At 45.5% G+C, this 20,012-nt stretch carries 11 protein-coding genes and 1 tRNA gene; 9 read left to right on the top strand and 3 right to left on the bottom strand.

The window, feature by feature from the left end; genetic code table 11:
* The first annotated feature begins 69 nt into the window (after positions 1 to 69).
* Positions 70 to 8,322 carry an HYR domain-containing protein gene (locus BST85_RS09960; RefSeq protein ID WP_104813101.1) on the top strand — a complete coding sequence of 2,751 codons (8,253 nt, stop codon included), beginning with the start codon at positions 70 to 72 and terminating at the stop codon, positions 8,320 to 8,322.
* 172 nt (positions 8,323 to 8,494) lie between these two features.
* On the opposite strand, the gene BST85_RS14595 is transcribed toward BST85_RS09960, so the two are convergent.
* Positions 8,495 to 8,623, bottom strand: coding sequence for a hypothetical protein (locus BST85_RS14595; protein ID WP_281259705.1), 129 nt, complete (start codon positions 8,621 to 8,623; stop codon positions 8,495 to 8,497).
* Between the two features lie 146 nt (positions 8,624 to 8,769).
* Between BST85_RS14595 and BST85_RS09955 the strand changes: the two genes are divergently transcribed.
* From BST85_RS09955 to BST85_RS09940, 4 genes are all read left to right on the top strand, one after another.
* A tRNA-Gln gene (locus tag BST85_RS09955) sits at positions 8,770 to 8,842 on the top strand.
* A 599-nt stretch (positions 8,843 to 9,441) separates the two neighbouring features.
* Positions 9,442 to 10,491 (top strand): helix-turn-helix domain-containing protein, encoded by a 1,050-nt coding sequence (locus BST85_RS09950; RefSeq protein ID WP_104813100.1) that lies wholly within the window; start codon positions 9,442 to 9,444, stop codon positions 10,489 to 10,491.
* Positions 10,492 to 10,604: 113 nt separating this feature from the next.
* The gene (locus tag BST85_RS09945; RefSeq protein ID WP_104813985.1) at positions 10,605 to 11,852 is read left to right on the top strand and encodes a serine hydrolase domain-containing protein; all 1,248 of its coding nucleotides are present in this window, start codon (positions 10,605 to 10,607) and stop codon (positions 11,850 to 11,852) included.
* Positions 11,853 to 12,110: 258 nt separating this feature from the next.
* Positions 12,111 to 12,926, top strand: coding sequence for a hypothetical protein (locus BST85_RS09940; protein WP_104813984.1), 816 nt, complete (start codon positions 12,111 to 12,113; stop codon positions 12,924 to 12,926).
* Positions 12,927 to 12,987: 61 nt separating this feature from the next.
* Here the strand turns inward: BST85_RS09940 and BST85_RS09935 are convergent, their stop codons facing one another.
* Positions 12,988 to 13,497, bottom strand: a complete 510-nt coding sequence (locus BST85_RS09935; protein ID WP_104813099.1) for a ferritin — start codon at positions 13,495 to 13,497, stop codon at positions 12,988 to 12,990.
* Between the two features lie 167 nt (positions 13,498 to 13,664).
* Between BST85_RS09935 and BST85_RS09930 the strand changes: the two genes are divergently transcribed.
* Entirely contained in the window at positions 13,665 to 14,543 is an 879-nt protein-coding gene (locus BST85_RS09930; RefSeq protein ID WP_104813098.1) for an HmuY family protein, read from the top strand.
* A 5-nt stretch (positions 14,544 to 14,548) separates the two neighbouring features.
* On the opposite strand, the gene BST85_RS09925 is transcribed toward BST85_RS09930, so the two are convergent.
* Positions 14,549 to 15,370, bottom strand: a complete 822-nt coding sequence (locus tag BST85_RS09925) for a universal stress protein (protein ID WP_104813983.1) — start codon at positions 15,368 to 15,370, stop codon at positions 14,549 to 14,551.
* Positions 15,371 to 15,525: 155 nt separating this feature from the next.
* Between BST85_RS09925 and rimP the strand changes: the two genes are divergently transcribed.
* From rimP to infB, 3 genes are read left to right on the top strand one after another with little or no spacing between them, the layout of a single operon-like run.
* Positions 15,526 to 15,984 (top strand): ribosome assembly cofactor RimP, encoded by a 459-nt coding sequence (rimP, locus tag BST85_RS09920; RefSeq protein ID WP_104813097.1) that lies wholly within the window; start codon positions 15,526 to 15,528, stop codon positions 15,982 to 15,984.
* A 9-nt stretch (positions 15,985 to 15,993) separates the two neighbouring features.
* A complete protein-coding gene (nusA, locus tag BST85_RS09915) occupies positions 15,994 to 17,226 on the top strand; it encodes a transcription termination factor NusA (RefSeq protein WP_104813096.1) in 1,233 nt (410 codons plus the stop codon).
* A gap of 55 nt (positions 17,227 to 17,281) precedes the next feature.
* Positions 17,282 to 19,972 (top strand): translation initiation factor IF-2, encoded by a 2,691-nt coding sequence (gene infB / locus BST85_RS09910; protein WP_104813095.1) that lies wholly within the window; start codon positions 17,282 to 17,284, stop codon positions 19,970 to 19,972.
* Positions 19,973 to 20,012: the final 40 nt, after the last annotated feature.

The following is a 20,012-nucleotide window of genomic DNA, read 5'->3' as shown; positions in this document are numbered from 1 at the left end:
ATTCAAGGTATACAATACCAAACTACTCGTTTTGGCGACGCCCTAAGCATAAGCGCCGATGGTAACCGTGTGGCCATTGGTGCGCCACTGAGCGACTCTAATAGTACTTTCGCTGGTGTAGTAAAAATATACGATTATGACGGGTCCAATTGGAATCAATTAGGTGGCCATTTAACAGGTCAACCCTACGATCTTTTTGGTGCTGCTGTTAGTCTAAGTGCCGATGGCAGCCGTTTGGCTGTTGGAGCCAAAGGATGGGATGATGAACCTGGAGCAGGATCTTATGCTAAATTATACCGCTGGCAGGACAATAATTGGGTCGTTATAGGTACTCAATCTATAGAAAGTGATATACCAGGCGTTGCATTTGGGGCATCAGTAAGTCTATCTGCAGATGGAAACTTTTTAGCGGTAGGCGTTCCACACTATGGTGGCCTAGATATTGGTCGGACCTTCTTATACAACATTATGGATTACCCACCTACGGCCTTTTGTAAAAATGTAACGTTGCCACTTGATGAGGCAGGAAATGCCATGATAGATGCAAATACAATTGATTATGGTTCTGCAGATGATTTCGGATACAGCCTTTCGATAAATCGCAATACATTTACAAGCGCTGATTTAGGAACTATAGTTCCAGTAACCCTTACCATAACAGATACATGGGGGCAAACAGATAGTTGTACCGCCCAGGTAACCGTAGTAGATACCATTTCGCCTGTTATCGATTGTGAGGAAGATGCTACACGCGATACGGATCTTGGAGTTCTTACTTACACCGTAAGAGAAAATGAGCTTAATTGTGATTTCTATGAAAATACAGGGAGTGCTACCCTAACCAATGACTTCAATGGTACGGCCTCTCTAACTGGTGCTGTACTTCCATTAGGTGATACCGTGATCACTTGGACAGCAACCGATGGTAGTGGAAACAGTAACTCCTGTGAGATCACCGTGACCGTAGTTGATACCCAAGCTCCTTACATCTCTTGTATGGAAAATACTGGACGACCTACTGACCTTGGACTAGATTTCTACACTGTGGTAGGTACCGAGTTCGATGCTACTTTCTCTGATAATTCAGAGAATGCTACCCTCACCAATGACTTTAATGGCACGACCTCATTAGGAGGTGCTGTACTTCCATTAGGCGATACAGTAGTGACCTGGACAGTAACCGATGACAGTGGTAACAGCAACTCATGTGAGATGACCATAACCATAGTAGACACAGAAGCTCCTGCGATTTCTTGTTTGCAGGATGCTACACGTAATACAGATTCTGATTTATCGACTTACACCGTAATAGGTACCGAATTTGATGCTACTTTCTCTGATAATGCAGGTAATGCTACCCTTATCAATGACTTCAATGGCACGACCTCTTTAGCAGGTGCTGTACTACCATTGGGCGATACGGTAGTCACTTGGATAGTAATCGATGGCAATGGTAACGAGAACTCCTGTGAGATGACCGTGACTGTAATAGATCCTGAAATTCCTTTAGTCCTTTGTGTGCAAGATGCTACCCGTGCTGCGCACCCTATTTTATTATCCTACAATGTGGTAGGAGATGAGTTTGATCCTTCTTTTGTGAACAATCCAGGGAATACTACCCTCACTAATGATTTTAATGGTTCCACCTCTCTAGCTGGGGCTTTATTTCCACAGGGCGATACTCTAGTGACTTGGACGGTAGTAGGGGGTGATGGAAATAGCAGCTCCTGTAGTATGTTCGTTACCATAACAGAGCCTGAAGTTACAGCTTTGCTTTGTACGCAAGATGCTACCCGTGCTACAAATCCTGGAGGTCTTACCTACACCGTAGTAGGTTATGAGTTTGATGCCCGTGGTGGCGCTAATGTGACTATCACAAATGACTTTAACGGCGCAGACTCTCTAGCTGGTGCTATACTTCCTATTGGAGAAAACATGATTACCTGGACAGTAGTAGATGGAAATGGAAATAGTAATTCCTGTACTACGACCGTAACGGTAGTGAATAATGAAGCTCCGGTAATTTCTTGTAATGCTTCGATTACACAAAATAACGATGCTGGACAAACCGGTGCCTTCGTTACTCTTCCTACTCCAGCGGTTACCGATGACCTGGGTGTTTTTAGACCGTCAGTAGCAGGTATGGTAACCCCCCTAAGATTTGATAATGGAGGTCATCTCATTAATACCCCATTTGCCTGGTATGGTGCTACCCAAGAAACCCAAGATGTAGTAATGGAAATCAACTACCAAGGTGACTTTAATGGTATGGGGGAAGGTATGATCATTGTAGGACCTGATGGAAGATTGGTATTCTTTGAATTTGGGGTTGCCGATAATTATAATACTTCCATTATCAATCCCACCTTTGTTATCCCCAAAGAGACTTGGAATAACTGGGTATCATTGTATGGCCCTACGCTAAATTTTATCTTGGCAGACTGGGATTTTGTAGATAATGACAGATGTACGAGTAGATTTCCTTTTGGGTGTGAGGACGATTTTATTCAATTGATTAAACGGGGCCCAATTACCATAAGTAATGATTATAATAACACTATAAACGCCGCTGCTTCCGATTTTTATCCGATAGGAACCACCACAGTAACTTACACCGCAGTAGATATTTGTGGCGCTGTAGCAACCTGTAGTTTAGATATCACCGTAGTCGACGCAGAAGCACCAGAAATGACTTGCTTGGAAACCATCAGTCTGGAAGTACCATCCTCTTCCTGTACGATCCCCGTGGTTTTTAATGCACCTGTTATTCAGGATAACATTTCGAGTTATGGCCAAGCCGAAAGACTACAAAATGTTGTTCATAATTTCAACCGAAACAGCGCCACAGTAACTACTCTTATACCATCGGCCTACAATTTTAGGTTAGACGGCCCTAATATAGGTATTGCGGATGGTGGATCGGATATGTATGAAGGAGGTAATTTTATAACCACTAATTTGTCTGAGGTTCCACTTACCTATGCCGAAAATACGGTAACTAATTCGGAGGAGTTTGGCCCTTCAGGGAGTTATATCACCAAGAAGGTCGATAATATGTGGCTATTGGCTGCAAATTTGGATGGAATAACAGAATTCAATATCAACGGAGTCCTTGGAGCTGATGGTAATGGTATAGTCGACGGATACAGTTCGGTAATTCAAGTTAATGGAGAAAACTATTCAATTTTTGTAAAGCGGGTACGCGAAAATCCAGAGGCTAATGAAGATTCTGATCCCTCTGTGAATCATTTAATTATCATTCCAGAAAATCCAGAAGCCTCTCATAACTTCTCAACAGATACTGATGAAGATCAGCATCAGGTGACAGGTCTACAAAACACCGAGCGTTTGTATTACCTGCTTTATGCGAGTGAAAATAGTGGCCTTGTAGATAACGCGACCACTGAGAGTATCACTACGGCTTTTATAAACAGTATTGCCGCGCCCTCAGGTTCAGTGGTACAAACTGCAGGATTACCAAGCGGAAGTGAATTTCCGGTAGGCACTACCACAAATACCTTCGAAGCTACAGATGTTGCAGGAAACACAACGACGTGTAGTTTTGATGTTACCGTCACAGTAGCAGAATCCTTACAAGATTATATCTCTGAGATTACTGGTGATGTAAATATGGAATCGTTTGGGGCTAGAGTTAGCATGAGCGCAGATGGGTTACGTATGGCTGTAACTTATACTAATCCCTCTAATAGCGCTAAGCAAGTACGTGTTTACCAATGGAATGGTTGTGGTTGGGTGCAGTTAGGAGCCGATATTATTGGAGAAGCAGAAGGCGATTATTTCGGCATATCCGTTAGTATGAATGCTGATGGCTCACGCCTGGCTATAGGGGCCACATTAAACTCTGGTGACTCTGGTTATGTGCAGGTGTATACCTGGGATGGCACTACTTGGGTGCAGTTAGGAGCCAGTATTCCTAGTGAAGAGCTAGATGGATATTCTAACATATCTGTTAGTATAAGCGCTGATGGGTCCCGACTTGTGATAGGGAGGACAGTAAATTCTCCTAGTGGAACCCATTCGAATAATGTACAGGTATATGCTTGGAATGGTAGTAATTGGATACAAATGGGTTCAGATATTGGTAACGAATCTCCAGTTAATAATTTTACAGGTTTCGGTTATTCTGTTAGTATGAGCGCCGATGGTTTGCGACTGGCTATAGGAGCTCCCGATGATAACAATCCCGTAAGCGCTAATGGTTATGTACAAGTATACACTTGGGATGGCAGCAACTGGGTACAGTTAGGATCCGATATTATTGGAGAAGCTGAAAGCGATTATTCTGGCATATCAGTTAGTATAAGTGCTGATGGTTCGCGTCTGGCTATAGGGGCCGAATTAAATGCTGACAGCCGTGGTCATGTTCGTGTGTATACATGGGATGGCAACAACTGGATACAATTGGGGGCAGATATTGATGGTGAAGCACTCGGAGACTCTTCTGGTCGTGCAATTGATATGAATGCTGATGGCTCGCGATTGGCTATAGGGGCGCTTAGTAATGACAATGGGTGGTTGTCTGGACATGTTCGTGTGTATACATGGGATGGCAACAACTGGATACAACTGGTAGCCGATATAGACGGCGAATCAGCACTTGATATGTTTGGTTCTAGTATTAGTATGAGTGCTGATGGTTTGCGTCTGGCAATAGGAGCTCCATATAACGGTAATAATGGTATTCAACCTGTTGGTCGTGGTCATGTGCGGGTTTATAATTTGCCTGATACTCCTCCAGTAGCAATGTGCCAAGATATAACTGTCAATCTAGACAGTAACGGTGCATATACACTAAACCCTGCCGATGTTGATAATGGTTCTTTTGATAACAACGGATCCGTAAGCCTATCGATAGCGCCTGTAAGCTTTGATTGTACAGATATTGGTACACCGGTTACCGTTACCTTAACCGTAACAGATACTGCTGGACAAAGTGCAACCTGTACGGCAACAGTTACTGTAGAAGATAATGAAGCACCAGTAATTAGTTGTGCTGTAAATGACACGAGAGACACCGATGCGGGGGTCTGCCATTACACGGTACAAGGTGTAGAGTTTGACGCTACCTTTACCGACAACTGTAACACGGCTACTCTTAGCAATGATCTAAACGGAACGGCCACCTTAGCTGGAGCGGTACTTCCCTTAGGAGATACGGTAGTGACCTGGACGGTAGCGGATGGCAATGGCAATACCGATGTATGTTCGGTAACCATTACCGTTGAAGACAACGAGGCGCCGGTAATTACGTGTGCTGCAAGCGCGAGCAGAGACACCGATGCGGGGGTCTGCCATTACACGGTACAAGGTGTAGAGTTTGACGCTACCTTTACCGACAACTGTAACACGGCTACCCTTAGCAATGATTTAAACGGAACGGCCACCTTAGCTGGAGCGGTACTTCCCTTAGGAGATACGGTAGTGACCTGGACGGTAGCGGATGGCAATGGCAATACCGATGTATGTTCGGTAACCATTACCGTAGAAGACAACGAGGCGCCGTTAATTACGTGTGCTGCAAGCGCGAGCAGAGACACCGATGCGGGGGTCTGCCATTACACGGTACAAGGTGTAGAGTTTGACGCTACCTTTACCGACAACTGTAACACGGCTACCCTTAGCAATGATTTAAACGGAACGGCCACCTTAGCTGGAGCGGTACTTCCCTTAGGAGATACGGTAGTGACCTGGACGGTAGCGGATGGCAATGGCAATACCGATGTATGTTCGGTAACCATTACCGTTGAAGACAACGAGGCGCCGGTAATTACGTGTGCTGCAAGCGCGAGCAGAGACACCGATGCGGGGGTCTGCCATTACACGGTACAAGGTGTAGAGTTTGACGCTACCTTTACCGACAACTGTAACACGGCTACCCTTAGCAATGATCTAAACGGAACGGCCACCTTAGCTGGAGCGGTACTTCCCTTAGGAGATACGGTAGTGACCTGGACGGTAGCGGATGGCAATGGCAATACCGATGTATGTTCGGTAACCATTACCGTAGAAGACAACGAGGCGCCGTTAATTACGTGTGCTGCAAGCGCGAGCAGAGACACCGATGCGGGGGTCTGCCATTACACGGTACAAGGTGTAGAGTTTGACGCTACCTTTACCGACAACTGTAACACGGCTACTCTTAGCAATGATCTAAACGGAACGGCCACCTTAGCTGGAGCGGTACTTCCCCTAGGAGATACGGTAGTGACCTGGACGGTAGCGGATGGCAATGGCAATACCGATGTATGTTCGGTAACCATTACCGTTGAAGACAACGAGGCGCCGTTAATTACGTGTGCTGCAAGCGCGAGCAGAGACACCGATGCGGGGGTCTGCCATTACACGGTACAAGGTGTAGAGTTTGACGCTACCTTTACCGACAACTGTAACACGGCTACCCTTAGCAATGATCTAAACGGAACGGCCACCTTAGCTGGAGCGGTATTTCCCCTAGGAGATACGGTAGTGACCTGGACGGTAGCGGATGGCAATGGCAATACCGATGTATGTTCGGTAACCATTACCGTTGAAGACAACGAGGCGCCGTTAATTACGTGTGCTGCAAGCGCGAGCAGAGACACCGATGCGGGGGTCTGCCATTACACGGTACAAGGTGTAGAGTTTGACGCTACCTTTACCGACAACTGTAACACGGCTACCCTTAGCAATGATTTAAACGGAACGGCCACCTTAGCTGGAGCGGTACTTCCCTTAGGAGATACGGTAGTGACCTGGACGGTAGCGGATGGCAATGGCAATACCGATGTATGTTCGGTAACCATTACCGTTGAAGATAATCAGGCACCAGAGATTAGCTGTCCTGCAGATATTGTAAGCGGGACCAATGGTGGTAATTGTGGTGCTGTTGTTGCTTTTCCAACGCCTGCTGGGTTTGACAATTGTGGTATTGCGTCGTTGGTTCAGACCATGGGATTTCCTAGTGGTAGTGTATTTCCTGTTGGGGAAACGATCATTGAATTTACGGCTACAGATGTTAATGGGAATGTCGCTACTTGTAGTTTTACAGTTACAATCACCGACGATGATTCGCCAATAGTAGTCTGTCAAGACATCACTTTGTTGCTTGATTCAACAGGCACCGCTACGATTGTTGCGAGCGATTTGGATGGAGGATCTACGGACAATTGTGGAATCACAAATTTGGAAATTGATATCGACACCTTTACGTGTGCCGATCTTGGTCCTAATACGGTCACTCTTACTGCAACCGATGGGCAAGGGTTAAGCAGCAGTTGTACGGCTATTGTAACAGTAGAGAACGGTTTAGTTCCAACAGTGTTATGTCAAGATGTAAGTTTAGAGTTAGATGCCTTTGGCATGGTCAGTATCACAGATGCCTCTATTTTCGATGGTGGATCTGTAGACGCTTGCGGAGGGACTAACCTTACTTTTAGTGTATCTCCAAGCAACTTTACTTGTGATGATCTAGGAGAGAACACAGTGACATTTACAGCAACAGACGCTAATGGAAATACCTCTACTTGTACAGCGATACTTACTGTGGAAGATGTAACGGCTCCAACGGTAAGTTGTATGGATCTAACCGTTTCTTTGGATGAGAACGGTGAAGCAAGTATTGATCCTTCCGATCTTTTGGTTCTGGCGGATGATGCTTGTGGGATTGACACCGTTATGGCAGACATTGTAGATTTTAATTGCGATGATGTAGGGACTGCAGTTTCGTTAACGGTAATGGTGACAGACTCTTCTGGTAATGCTGCTACTTGTACGGCCACAGTTACAGTGGTTGATGAGTTTGCGCCTGTGCTAGATTGCCCAACAGGGCTAACGGTTCAAATCACAGCAGGCACACCATATGAAGTGGAAGACTTTATTGCTTCTGGAGCGGTAGCTGTTGCAGACAATTGTGGTGGGCCTGTAACGTTAGTGAGTCAGTCTCCGGCAGTAGGCGATTTGTTAGATTCTGGGGTGCATCCTGTTAGTATTACCGTAGCCGATGCTTGGGGTAATGAGACCTCTTGTACCTTCGATATTACTGTGGATAGTGTATTATCAATAGAAGAGAGTGGTTTTGACATTTCCAGTCTGGCGATGTATCCAAACCCGGCAAGGGACTTTGTACAACTTAGCAATCCACAAAACATCCCTTTAGAAGCTGTTAGCATCTATGATATTACGGGTCGTCTTGTTAAAAAACTGGATGCAAGTCGCGTGACCAGTCAAATGACCATTGCTATTTCTGAACTAGCAAGTGCTACGTACTTTTTCTTGATTAAAACTGCGGATCAGCAAATAACTTATCAGATTATAAAAGAATAAGTTTAGGAGCGCTTGGAACAAAAACCTCCCTCGATCACTCGGGGGAGGTTTTTTAGATCAGAGTGTACATATGGAAGGTTATTGCGCTTCAGGTCTATGAGATATGTTTCAACTTCACCTCTAATTTTTAAAATTGTTTGATTAATAGACATGTAACCAGGGTTTCTGGAGTTTACTGATTTCTGTTTTTGGTCCATTCATTGTCTTCAACGGCCATACCTGTATACAATCTGAACTGTTTGCCGTTAACAAGGTACTGGATGGTTACAGACTTGCGTTTTCTTACGATAGCTGTTTTCATATTATTAATTGTTTTAGATGTTCTGCACCCCATTCTGCACCCTTAAAGTGTTACAGTTGCAGGTGGAGTAAGATTATTTATAAATTGGGTGCAGAGTCCAGTAATCAATGTGAGCCCTTTAAAAATGGGCATCCTCATTATGGTATTGGCCCATGGTGTAACTGGCAACACGTCTGATTTTGGTTCAGAAGAGTCTAGGTTCGAGCCCTAGTGGGCCAACGCAAACCCTCCGAGATTTTCGGGGGTTTTTTTATTGCTAGGCTCTCACCTGCCTGCGCACCACCTGGCTCCTCATTTCAAAAGGTCCACTGGACCTTTCGACTTCTTCGAAGACATTCGGCCCGGTTCGAGCCCTAGTGGGCCAACAATATTAACCCGAGCAAACGCTCGGGGCTTTTGTTTTTTGGGTGAAAGGTCAGGAGTGAAGGGTGAAGCGAAATATGCTTTTGGCCCACAGATGTGGGTGGTTGGAGAGGAGGGTTTTGTCGCTTAATTAAATTACAAAACCCTCAGCTCCAGACATTCCCAGTTCAAAGATGTATCCGTTGTGTTTATGAGTTACTCTGAGTTACCCTTATCAAATTAACCTAGCATTCTGCTCGGGTTTTTTGTTTCTATTACTTAGGGCTCTCATGGGCCTGCGCACCACCTGGCTCCTTTGGAAACGAATCTGAATTTGGAAAAAGGATTCACAATACATTTATTAGCGCCCTGAAGAGATTTGATGAATTTTTTAATCGAATCAATGGTATTTACAAGTTGTAGAAGCCACAATTGATTGACTGGATCTTAATGCAACTCAAAACAACCTCTTATCTATGATCGGGGATATTGGAAAAATTACCGTATTTCTGCTAATACTGTTGGCAGTTTTCCTGTTTACTACCAAATCCAAGAACAGGATTGCCAATTATTTCTTTGCGATCTTCCTGCTTGTCATATCCTTCGATCTGTCTGCCATATTCCTCAGAAAAGTCTATTCGAATTATCCAGTTTTAGACCACTTTAGAAATGCTTCTGCCTATCTGCAGATGCCTCTTTTGTATTTCTATGTCAAGAAAACTTGCTTTACCAACTATCCAATTGGATGGAAACAGCTCTGGCATGCCCTACCATTTGTCGGCTTTTATGTATTGCTTCTCTCCACTGAAGTGACCCGGGAAATCGATGTCCTAAATATCGTCACCACACAGTTACAGTATGCGGCCTATTTCGTAGCGATCTTTGTGACCCTGTCGCGATTCAAACAAATACGGTTGGCTAATTATTCGGTTCATAGCGGGGTATATAAGTGGTTGAGGAACACCACTATCCTATATCTTATAGCCAATTGCTTGGTGCTCTTGCGGTTGGTTCTGAATGAACAAAGACTCGAACTCTTAAACCTGATCATTTTTGCATTTGCCCTGATCATCATTTGTTGGTTTGTGATCAAGACCATGCGTACACCTTATTTGTTTAGCGGTGTCGATTTGGACATTGCAACTACTCAAGCGCTGTCAGACCCGCAAGAAACTGAATCCTACGAACAAGAGATTGCGGATCTATCGAGCCATATGTCTGCCCAGAAGCCTTATTTGGACAACTTCCTGACCCTACAAGATCTGGCGAAACAGACCAACATCTCCGAAAGGCAACTCTCATTTTTGATCAATAAGGTCTTGGGACAACACTTTTACGATTATATCAATTCCTACCGCATAGAAGAAGCTTGTCGTCTACTGACACAAAACGATCTCAACATCCAACAGATCATGTACGAAGTAGGATTTAACTCCAAATCGTCCTTTAATACCGCCTTCAAAAAGAACACCGGACAGACCCCTTCGCAATTCCGAAATGCTGCAGGCAGCAGTATGGAGAGCTGATTCCATATAATTTGGAACTAAAAGGTTCGAGTAACAGCTATTCGAACCATTGCGTCATGCGAATAGTTCATTTTTGGGTCAACTCAATGTGGAACCTTAAACGCAACTATCTCATGAAGTTACTCAAACGCATCTCTATCGTTCTATTTGTTCTAGTACTCTGGACCGCATTTGTCGGTTTTGGATTCATTGATGGTTTCTTACTTAGACCACTCAACAAGCTGGACAGTCCGGAAGGTTTTATAGAAGCGGCTCAAGAAAAGGTACAGGAATCATCCGTGGGTAATTTGGCCATGACTTTGATTGAAGATGGTCAAGTGGTGGAGACTTTCTTCAAATCTGCAGACAAGACCGTCGATCAAAACACTGTCTTTCCTGTTGCCTCTATCAGTAAGTGGGTGACCTCTTATGGAGTGATGAAGTTGGTCGAAGATGGACGGTTGGACCTCGATAAGCCTGTCGATCAATATCTAAGCCGGTGGCATTTACCAAAAAGCGAATTTGACAATAGTTTGGTCACCGTTCGGAGGTTACTCTCGCACTCCGCTGGACTGATCGATGAGCTGGGTTATAGCGGATTTCCTCCCGGTCAAGAAATCCAGACCCTGGAAGAGTCGCTCACGCGAGCAGCAGACACGGATTATTCGGATGGGGTCGCCATTGTTGGCTACCAGCCGGGCTCCCAATACAGGTACTCGGGTGCTGGTTACACCATTCTGCAACTCTTGATCGAAGAGATCAGTGGTCAATCGTTCGAAACCTATATGAAAGAAGAAGTCCTGGAGCCATTAGGCATGCTCAACTCTACTTTTGCATTTGGCGCTACACCAAGGACCCAATTGGCTCAAGTCTTTCAGGATGATGGTTCCACCAGGGAGATGAATCAGTTTACAGCACTTGCTGCAGCCGGGCTCTATACGACCACCGGTGATCTTTCCAAGTTCTTGCAGGTGCAACTCATGGACAACCCAGTACTTTCCAAGGAGACCATCGCTTCACAGAGCCAAGCTGAAGCCTTTATCAACAATATCGGGGTATATGGATTAGGCCCACATTTGTATAGTCAAAACGATCAAAACTCCTTAATCATCGGTCACGATGGTAGCGGAAACAACGCCATTAACACTGCCGCAAGGATCGACCTTAAAACGGGATCGGGTGTGATCGTTTTGGAAACCGGGCATTGGAATATGGCCTCTTCCCTAGCCGACGAATGGATGTTCTGGAAGGCGGGTATCGCCGACTATGTTGTGATGCAACGCAATAAAAGCTACCTGCTCACCTTATGGGGTGTTGGCTGCGTACTCCAAATAGTCCTTTTTCTGATCCTGATCTGGACAAAGAACCCGAAGAAGCGCTAGGTGAATGGGCCTATGGTTTGCCGTTAAGCGAGGGATGTGACTTATAGAGAATTAGCCATGCCAAATTCTTGAATCAAGAGATCACGTTTCAAGAATCATCCATGCCTCTCCTTATTTCATTTGGGCCGCATGATTGAAAAAGATAGCTTGTCCCGGGAGGGGAATGGTGCCCCTAGGTAGATATCCATATTTCCTTGAACGCATAGCACGAAAATGCGTAATTTTAAGGTTCCTTATAAAAAACAAAAGACCATCACCATGAAAGCACCAAAATCTATCCTGGTTTTACTCATTCTTGCGCTTGTAGCGGTTGGGTGTAAACAAACCAAGGAAAACACTGAAGAACAAGAAGTAGAAGTAGAACAGGAGGTAGTCGAAGAGACTCAACCTGAACTAACTTTGGTTAAGCTGGAGGGCTCTCCGGCCTACGAAGATGCTGCACTGATGTTAAACAATCCGTCAGGGGAGGCTATCGTGGCCGCTGGGGCGATCGATTTTGAATTCCAAGTTGAGAATTACGAGTTGGGAGCTCAAACATCAGGACCAAATGCTGAGCGTCTTGCTAATTCTGGTAAAGGGCAACACATACATTTCATCCTTAATAATCAACCCTATTCTGCGCATTACGAGCCCGCTTTTAGCAAGGAAGTACCCGATGGGGTGCATCACTTAGTGGCTTTCCTTAGCAGATCCTACCATGAATCTGTAAAGAACGAAAACTCGGTTGTGGTTCGAAAACTGGAGGTTGGCGACAATCCACAGGATGCTAATGGTCTTGATATGGAAGCCCCCACATTGATCTACAGCAGACCGAAGGGTGAGTACGCAGGTAAGGATGTTGAGAATGTCCTGCTTGATTTCTTTGTACTGAATACCACTTTATCCGAGGATGGTAACAAAGTAAAGGCGACTATAAACGGGACGGAATTTATTATTTCTGAATGGGCTCCTCATGTGATGAGTGGATTGCCATTAGGAGAGGTGACAATTTCCCTCGAACTTATCGACGCCGATGGGAATATGATTCCGGGGCCATTCAATAGTGTTACCCGGACAGTCATGCTCAAAGAGTAAATAGAAGTCAACGTATAGTTGCTACCAATAATAAAGCCGAACGTTTCGTTCGGCTTTTATTTTATTCTTCTGTGTCGCCTCCTTCGGCTGCCAGTATTTCAATGTCCCGATCAAAAAGGTAATATCCTGAAGTGTTGTCACCAATAATGTTCAGCTTATCTAGCAGTGTCCGGGCTGTAGCTTCTTCTTCCAGCTGCTCCGTCACATACCACTGCATGAAGTTGTGGACATTATAGTCCTTCTTTTGCAAGCACTCGTAAATGATGTGGTTGATCTTTTCTGTCACAAAGATCTCGCTGCTTAAGAATTTTTCGAATAGGGCCAGTAGTCCTCCGAAGTCCGCTTCAGGTTGATCCAATGAAGGGATGATCACATTTCCTCCTCTTTCGTTGACAAACTTGACCAGTTTGGTCATATGCATTCGTTCCTCTTCGGATTGTGCGTAAAAGAAATTGGATACTCCGCTGTATCCTTTGGCATCGGCCCAAGAGGCCATAGCCATATATTGCATAGAAGCCTGGGCTTCGTATTTAATCTGATCGTTCAGAAGTTGTTCAATTGTAGAATTCATCTGTGTTGTTTTTAATCTCCATTCAAAATTACGAATCCTCAAATATTAAAGAGATCATTGACGTTTCTTTTTAGTGATAATGCGATAGTCTGATGTAATGGAGATTGCTTATTTGTAGCTAACCTATATTCACCAATCGGCCAATAATCCGTAATTTCCCCAGCGCTATGCAAAGACCCAATCTTTTCTTCCTGCTCATTTTTTTCAGCCTCATCATTGGATGTAGCAAAGATCCTGAGTTACGAGAGGTGACCGTGCCAGAATTTACTGTGACCGATATCCCTTCATCCAAGGTCAGGTACGATTCTGCATTTGATATTTTAGGTGTGGGGTTCCCTGAAGTTCAGGTCGGCATAAGGGTAACGATTTCTGATGTGCAGGCCAACTTTACCATAGTAAATGATACACTGATGTCAGTATTGGTTAACCGGGTTATTCCTAGTGGTAACAGCACGGTAAAGGTCTTTCGATTAAATGAGGAGATCTACAGATCTGATATTCGTGTGCTCATGGAACTGTTTCGGGATACCATTGTCAATTTGCGGGCTATTGGCTCAGAAAACGTTCCGGACGATGGTCCGTTTAGAAGATTTGATCTCATAGGAGGCTTTAGTACCGGAAATACTCAAGAATGGGATGTGGCTTTCAGAGGGGCGACAATAGCCGTAAATGGTGGGGATGAAGTTGGCGTAATAGGCGAGCCGGTTCGTAATGCCGATGTTGGTGGGTTGGTTGTGGAACTTCCTTATGACCAGGTCTTAAACGCTGATGGGCTCTCATTTCTGCAGGATGCTCCAGGGCAATGGGCTATTCCCGATGCGCCCGAATTGGGATGGTATCAGTTAGAGAATAATGACCAGATCATTGCTCCAATTTCAGGCAGAACATTGGTTTTTCGTACACGGGATGGTCATTTTGCCAAGATGGAGGTCCTTAGCTACTATTTGAACTCTCCAGAAAATCCGGATCCAGAAATAGATCAGGATAGAACGTATACCTTCCGCTATACCTACAACCCGAATGCTGGGGAAACGTTTTTAAAGTAGCTTAATCAGATCCTGAAGGTCATAACAGGCAGTTGGGCATGATTCACCAAATCCTCGCTGATGCTGCCGTTAAAGAAATGCGCTAGTCCTTTCCGGCCATGGGTTCCCATTCCAATCAGCTGAGCGCCGATCTCATTGGAGAAGTTTAAAATCCCTTTCTCTACCGTTTGATCGTTGTAGATGTTCAAGGTGTAATTAGTGTCTTGTATACCTTCAATGAATTGGCTCATTTGCTCTTTGATCTCCTGGTTTGTCCTGAAATCTCCTGGTGTGTTCACAAACAGCATGTGAATCCGGGCATCTGTATCCGTTAGAAAGTTCCTGGCTTGTTTATAGGCCGATTTTCCTTCTTCAGTAAAGTCGGTGGCAAAGACGAAATCTTTGATTTCAAAATCTTGATGATGCCCTTTGATTACCAGAACTGGAACTGCGGCTGTGCGGACAATCTTTTCTGTATTACTTCCAATGAACATCTCCTGGAATCCACTGGCTCCATGAGACCCGATCACAATGGCATCAATATTCTGTTTTTGGGTGATCAATTCCGCATCCCTGAAAATCTCATCGTGTCCAATGACCTGGTGGACCACCACATCCTTTAAAAAGGGTTGCTCCAAGATCTCTGAACAACGCTTTTCGGCCAGTTTAATAAAGAAGAGCCCATCGGGCAAACTGCCGGTTTCCCTGGCGGTACTCAAGTGCAGGGGAATCTCCAGGCAGTGAAGCATTATGATCTCCCCATCGTATCGACGAGCGAGTTGCGCAGCCACTTGCATGGCATTATGGGCTGTTTCAGAAAAATCCGTTGGAACTAGAATGCGTTTCATGATGGGGATGTTAGATGTGTAGCATTGAATAAGATACAAAAATTGTAGGGATAATTGGTTTTTGGGATACTGAAAAAAAGCGTATATTTGCACCGAAATCATTGGCCAACACAGCTGAGGGGACGGAAAGTCCCCTCTTTTTATAGCCATAATTCATGAAAAAGCAAGTTCAGCAACTTTTAGACAGCGCCTTAGAGGATCGTCCCGATCTCTTCTTGATCAATATGGAGGTAAGCGAAGCCAATCAGATCCGGGTGATCATCGATGGCGATAAAGGTGTAAAAGTTCAGGATTGTATCGAAATCAGCCGTGCCATAGAGCACAACCTGGACAGGGAGTCCGAAGACTTTTCCTTGGAGGTTTTATCTGCCGGGGTGAGCGAACCCTTAACCATGGCCAGACAGTATCAAAAGAATATCGGTAGAAAACTGAAGGTCAGGTCCAACGACCAGACTATTGAAGGAAAGCTAGAGAAGGCGGATGACAATGAAATTATCCTGACCTGGAAGGTCAGGGAGCCCAAACCGATTGGCAAGGGTAAAGTGACCGTAGAGAAGCAGGCCCAATTGGCCTACGATGATATACAAGAAGCAAAAGTGATGATAACATTTTAAGTAGATGACATGGAAAATTTAGCGTTAATTGACTCGTTTTCTGAATTCAAGGACGATAAACTGATCGACCGGGTTACCCTGATGGCTATCCTGGAAGATGTGTTTAGAAATGCTCTGAAGAAGAAGTTCGGTAGTGACGAAAACTTTGACATCATCATCAACCCGGATAAGGGGGATTTGGAGATCTGGAGAAACAGGATCGTTGTGGCAGATGGGGATGTTGAGGACCCTAATGAGGAAATCTCCCTCACGGAAGCCCAAAAGATCGAGGAAGATTTTGAAATTGGCGAGGATGTTTCCGAGGAGGTAAAGCTGATTGACTTAGGAAGGCGTTCCATCCTGGCCTTGCGTCAAAACCTGATCGCCAAGATCCATGAGCACGACAATACCAATATCTATAAGCAGTTCAAGGAGCTGGAAGGCGAGATCTATACGGCTGAGGTTCATCACATCCGTCACCGAGCAGTAATCTTGCTGGACGATGAAGGCAACGAACTGATCATGCCCAAGGATCGCCAGATTCCATCGGATTTCTTCCGCAAGGGAGATAACGTTCGCGGAATCATTGAGAGTGTGGAATTGAAAGGTAACAAGCCGGCAATTATTATGTCTCGGGCACATCCTATGTTCCTGGAAAAATTGTTCGAACAAGAGATCCCAGAGGTTTTCGATGGATTGATCACGGTAAAGAAAGTGGTTCGTATTCCTGGGGAGAAGGCTAAAGTGGCCGTGGATTCATATGACGACCGTATCGATCCCGTTGGTGCCTGTGTGGGTATGAAGGGGTCACGTATTCACGGTATCGTTCGGGAATTGGGCAACGAGAATATCGATGTGATCAACTTCACCAATAACCTGAATTTGTTCATCACAAGAGCATTGAGCCCTGCACGTGTTACCTCTATCGCCATCGATGAAGAGAACAAGCGGGCCGAGGTGATCTTGAAGCCTGAAGAGGTGTCCAAGGCAATTGGCCGTGGCGGTCACAACATCCGATTGGCTGGTCAATTGACTGGCTATGAGATCGATGTGCTGAGAGAAGGTGCCGAGGAAGATGTAGAGCTGACCGAATTCTCGGATGAGATCGATCAATGGATCATTGACGAGTTTAGAAAGATCGGTCTGGATACTGCGAAGAGTGTATTGGAGCAGGACCTGAAAGATCTGGTCAGCAGAACCGACCTGGAGGAAGAAACCATACAGGAGGTGATCAACATATTAAAAGAAGAATTTGAAGAGTAGCCGAAAGTTTAGCTACTTTTACAATCGTTTTAAGCGAATAGCAGTTTAGCAATATATGGCCGAAGTTAAAACACAGAGGTTGAGTAAGGTCTTAAGGGAATTCAATATTTCCCTGGATAGAGCCGTGGACTTTTTAAGTTCCAAGGGCTACGAGATCGAGGCTCGACCAACAACCAAAATCTCTGCCGAGGAATACGAGGCGCTCTTTGACGAATTTCAAACGGACAAGAGCAAGAAAGTAGCTTCCAAGGAGGTAGGTGAAGAGAAACGCAAGGAGAAGGAGGAGCTGAGGATCGCTCGGGAGAAGGAGATGGAGGAGAAGCAAAAATCTGAACCTGCAGAGGTGATCCGTGCCCAAGCTAAGCTGGATGGTCCAAAGCAAGTTGGAACCATCGACCTCGAGCCAACCAAAGAGAAAGAAGCTCCAGCTAAGGAAGAGAAAGCTGCTCCAGAGGTTGCAGAGGAAAAGGCTCCCGAAGTTGAGGTTCAGAAGGAAGAGAAGCCTGTTGAGGAAGTAAAAGCTGAGAAAAAGGCCGAAGCACCTCAGGAAAAGCTTGAAGAGAAGGTAGAAGAAAAGACAGAAGAAAAGCCTGAGGCACCCAGCGGACCGGAAAAGGTCAAGACCAATTACCAAAAGTTGGAAGGGCCCAATTTCACGGGAAAGAAAATCGATCTTTCTCAATTCAAGAAGCCGGAAAAGAAGAAAAAACCAGAGTCCAAGCCCGAAGATCCCAAAGAGAAACGTGGCCGAAGACGTAGGATAAGCAAAGCACCTAGTGGACGCGGTGGTGGAGGCGATGCCCGAGGGCGAAGAGGCCGCGCCAGAACTCCGAAAGAGGAGCCTAGCGACGAAGAAGTACAGAAACAAGTACGGGAAACCCTGGAAAAGCTACAGGGGAAATCCAATAAAGGTAAAGGGGCCAAATATCGCCGGGAGAAGCGGGATGTTCACCGTAAAAAGACGGAGGAAGAACTGGCCCAACTGGAAGCGGACAGTAAACTACTTAAAGTAACAGAATTTGTTACCGTTTCCGAGGTAGCGACAATGATGAACGTGCCGGTAACCCAGGTGATCTCTGCTTGTATGTCATTGGGAATGATGGTGACCATGAATCAAAGACTGGATGCCGAGACACTATCTATAGTTGCTGAGGAATTTGGCTTTGAAGTAGAATTTGTTACCGCCGATATTGAAGAATCCATCCAGGAAGAGGAGGATGCGCCAGAAGATCTGCAGCACAGAGCTCCGATCGTTACCGTCATGGGTCACGTAGACCACGGTAAGACATCCCTGTTGGATTATATACGTGAAGAAAATGTGATTGCCGGTGAGTCCGGAGGCATCACACAGCATATCGGGGCTTATGGTGTGACCCTGGAGGACGGTCAAAAGATCGCATTCCTGGATACACCTGGTCACGAAGCGTTTACCGCCATGCGTGCCAGAGGGGCCCAGGTAACAGACCTGGCTATTATTGTGGTCGCGGCAGATGATGATATCATGCCTCAGACCAAAGAAGCCATTTCTCACGCCCAGGCGGCATCTGTGCCCATTGTATTTGCGATCAACAAGATCGATAAGCCTACAGCCAATCCGGATAAGATTAAGGAAGGTCTGGCCAATATGAACTTACTGGTAGAAGATTGGGGAGGTAAGATCCAATCTCATGATATTTCTGCCAAGACTGGGCAGGGAGTGAACGAACTCTTGGAGAAGGTCCTATTGGAAGCGGAATTGCTTGAACTAAAGGCCAATCCCGAAAAAGTAGCATCAGGTACAGTTGTAGAAGCCTTCCTGGATAAAGGAAGAGGATATGTCAGTACCATACTTGTTCAGGCGGGAACGCTTAGAGTGGGAGATTATGTCCTGGCTGGTCAGCACAGTGGTAAAGTAAAGGCCATGCACGACGAGCGCGGTAATGACGTGAAGGAAGCCGGGCCATCGACTCCTGTCTCAATCCTAGGATTGGATGGAGCACCTCAGGCAGGTGATAAATTCAACGTATTTGAAGACGAGCGCGAAGCCAAGTCTATCGCGAATAAGCGTATGCAACTGCAGCGTGAACAATCCGTTAGAACACAACGTCATATTACCCTGGACGAGATCGGACGACGAATCGCACTGGGGGATTTCAAAGAACTGAACATAATCCTAAAAGGGGATGTGGATGGTTCTGTGGAGGCCCTTACAGATTCCTTCCTGAAACTGTCAACAGAGGAGATTCAAGTGAATATCATCCACAAGGGAGTTGGAGCTATCACGGAGAGTGATGTGCTTCTGGCCTCTGCCTCGGATGCCATTATCATCGGGTTCAACGTAAGACCTATGGGTAACGCCCGTCAACTGGCAGAGAAGGAAGAGATCGATGTGCGGACCTATTCCATCATCTATGATGCGATCAATGATCTGAAAGATGCCATGGAAGGTATGCTGTCTCCGGAATTGAAGGAGGAGATTACAGGAACGGCGGAGATCCGCGAGACGTTCAAGATCTCCAAGGTTGGAACCATCGCGGGATGTATGGTAACCAGCGGAAAGATCTTCCGAAATTCAGGTATCCGTTTGATTCGAGAAGGAGTGGTTGTCTACACCGGCGAATTATCCTCATTGAAACGATTCAAGGACGATGTGAAGGAAGTGGCCAAAGGCTACGAATGTGGTCTGCAGATCAAGAATTACAACGACATCCGCGAAGGAGATATCGTAGAAGCCTTCCAAGAGGTTGCCGTGAAGAAAACGCTGTAATCAGCGAATGGATAAAAAAAGAAAAGCGACCCATCGAGGT

This window comes from Aureitalea marina (genome assembly GCF_002943755.1).
In the GTDB taxonomy this organism is placed as follows: domain Bacteria; phylum Bacteroidota; class Bacteroidia; order Flavobacteriales; family Flavobacteriaceae; genus Aureitalea; species Aureitalea marina.
This window is presented reverse-complemented; position numbering and strand designations above follow the sequence as displayed.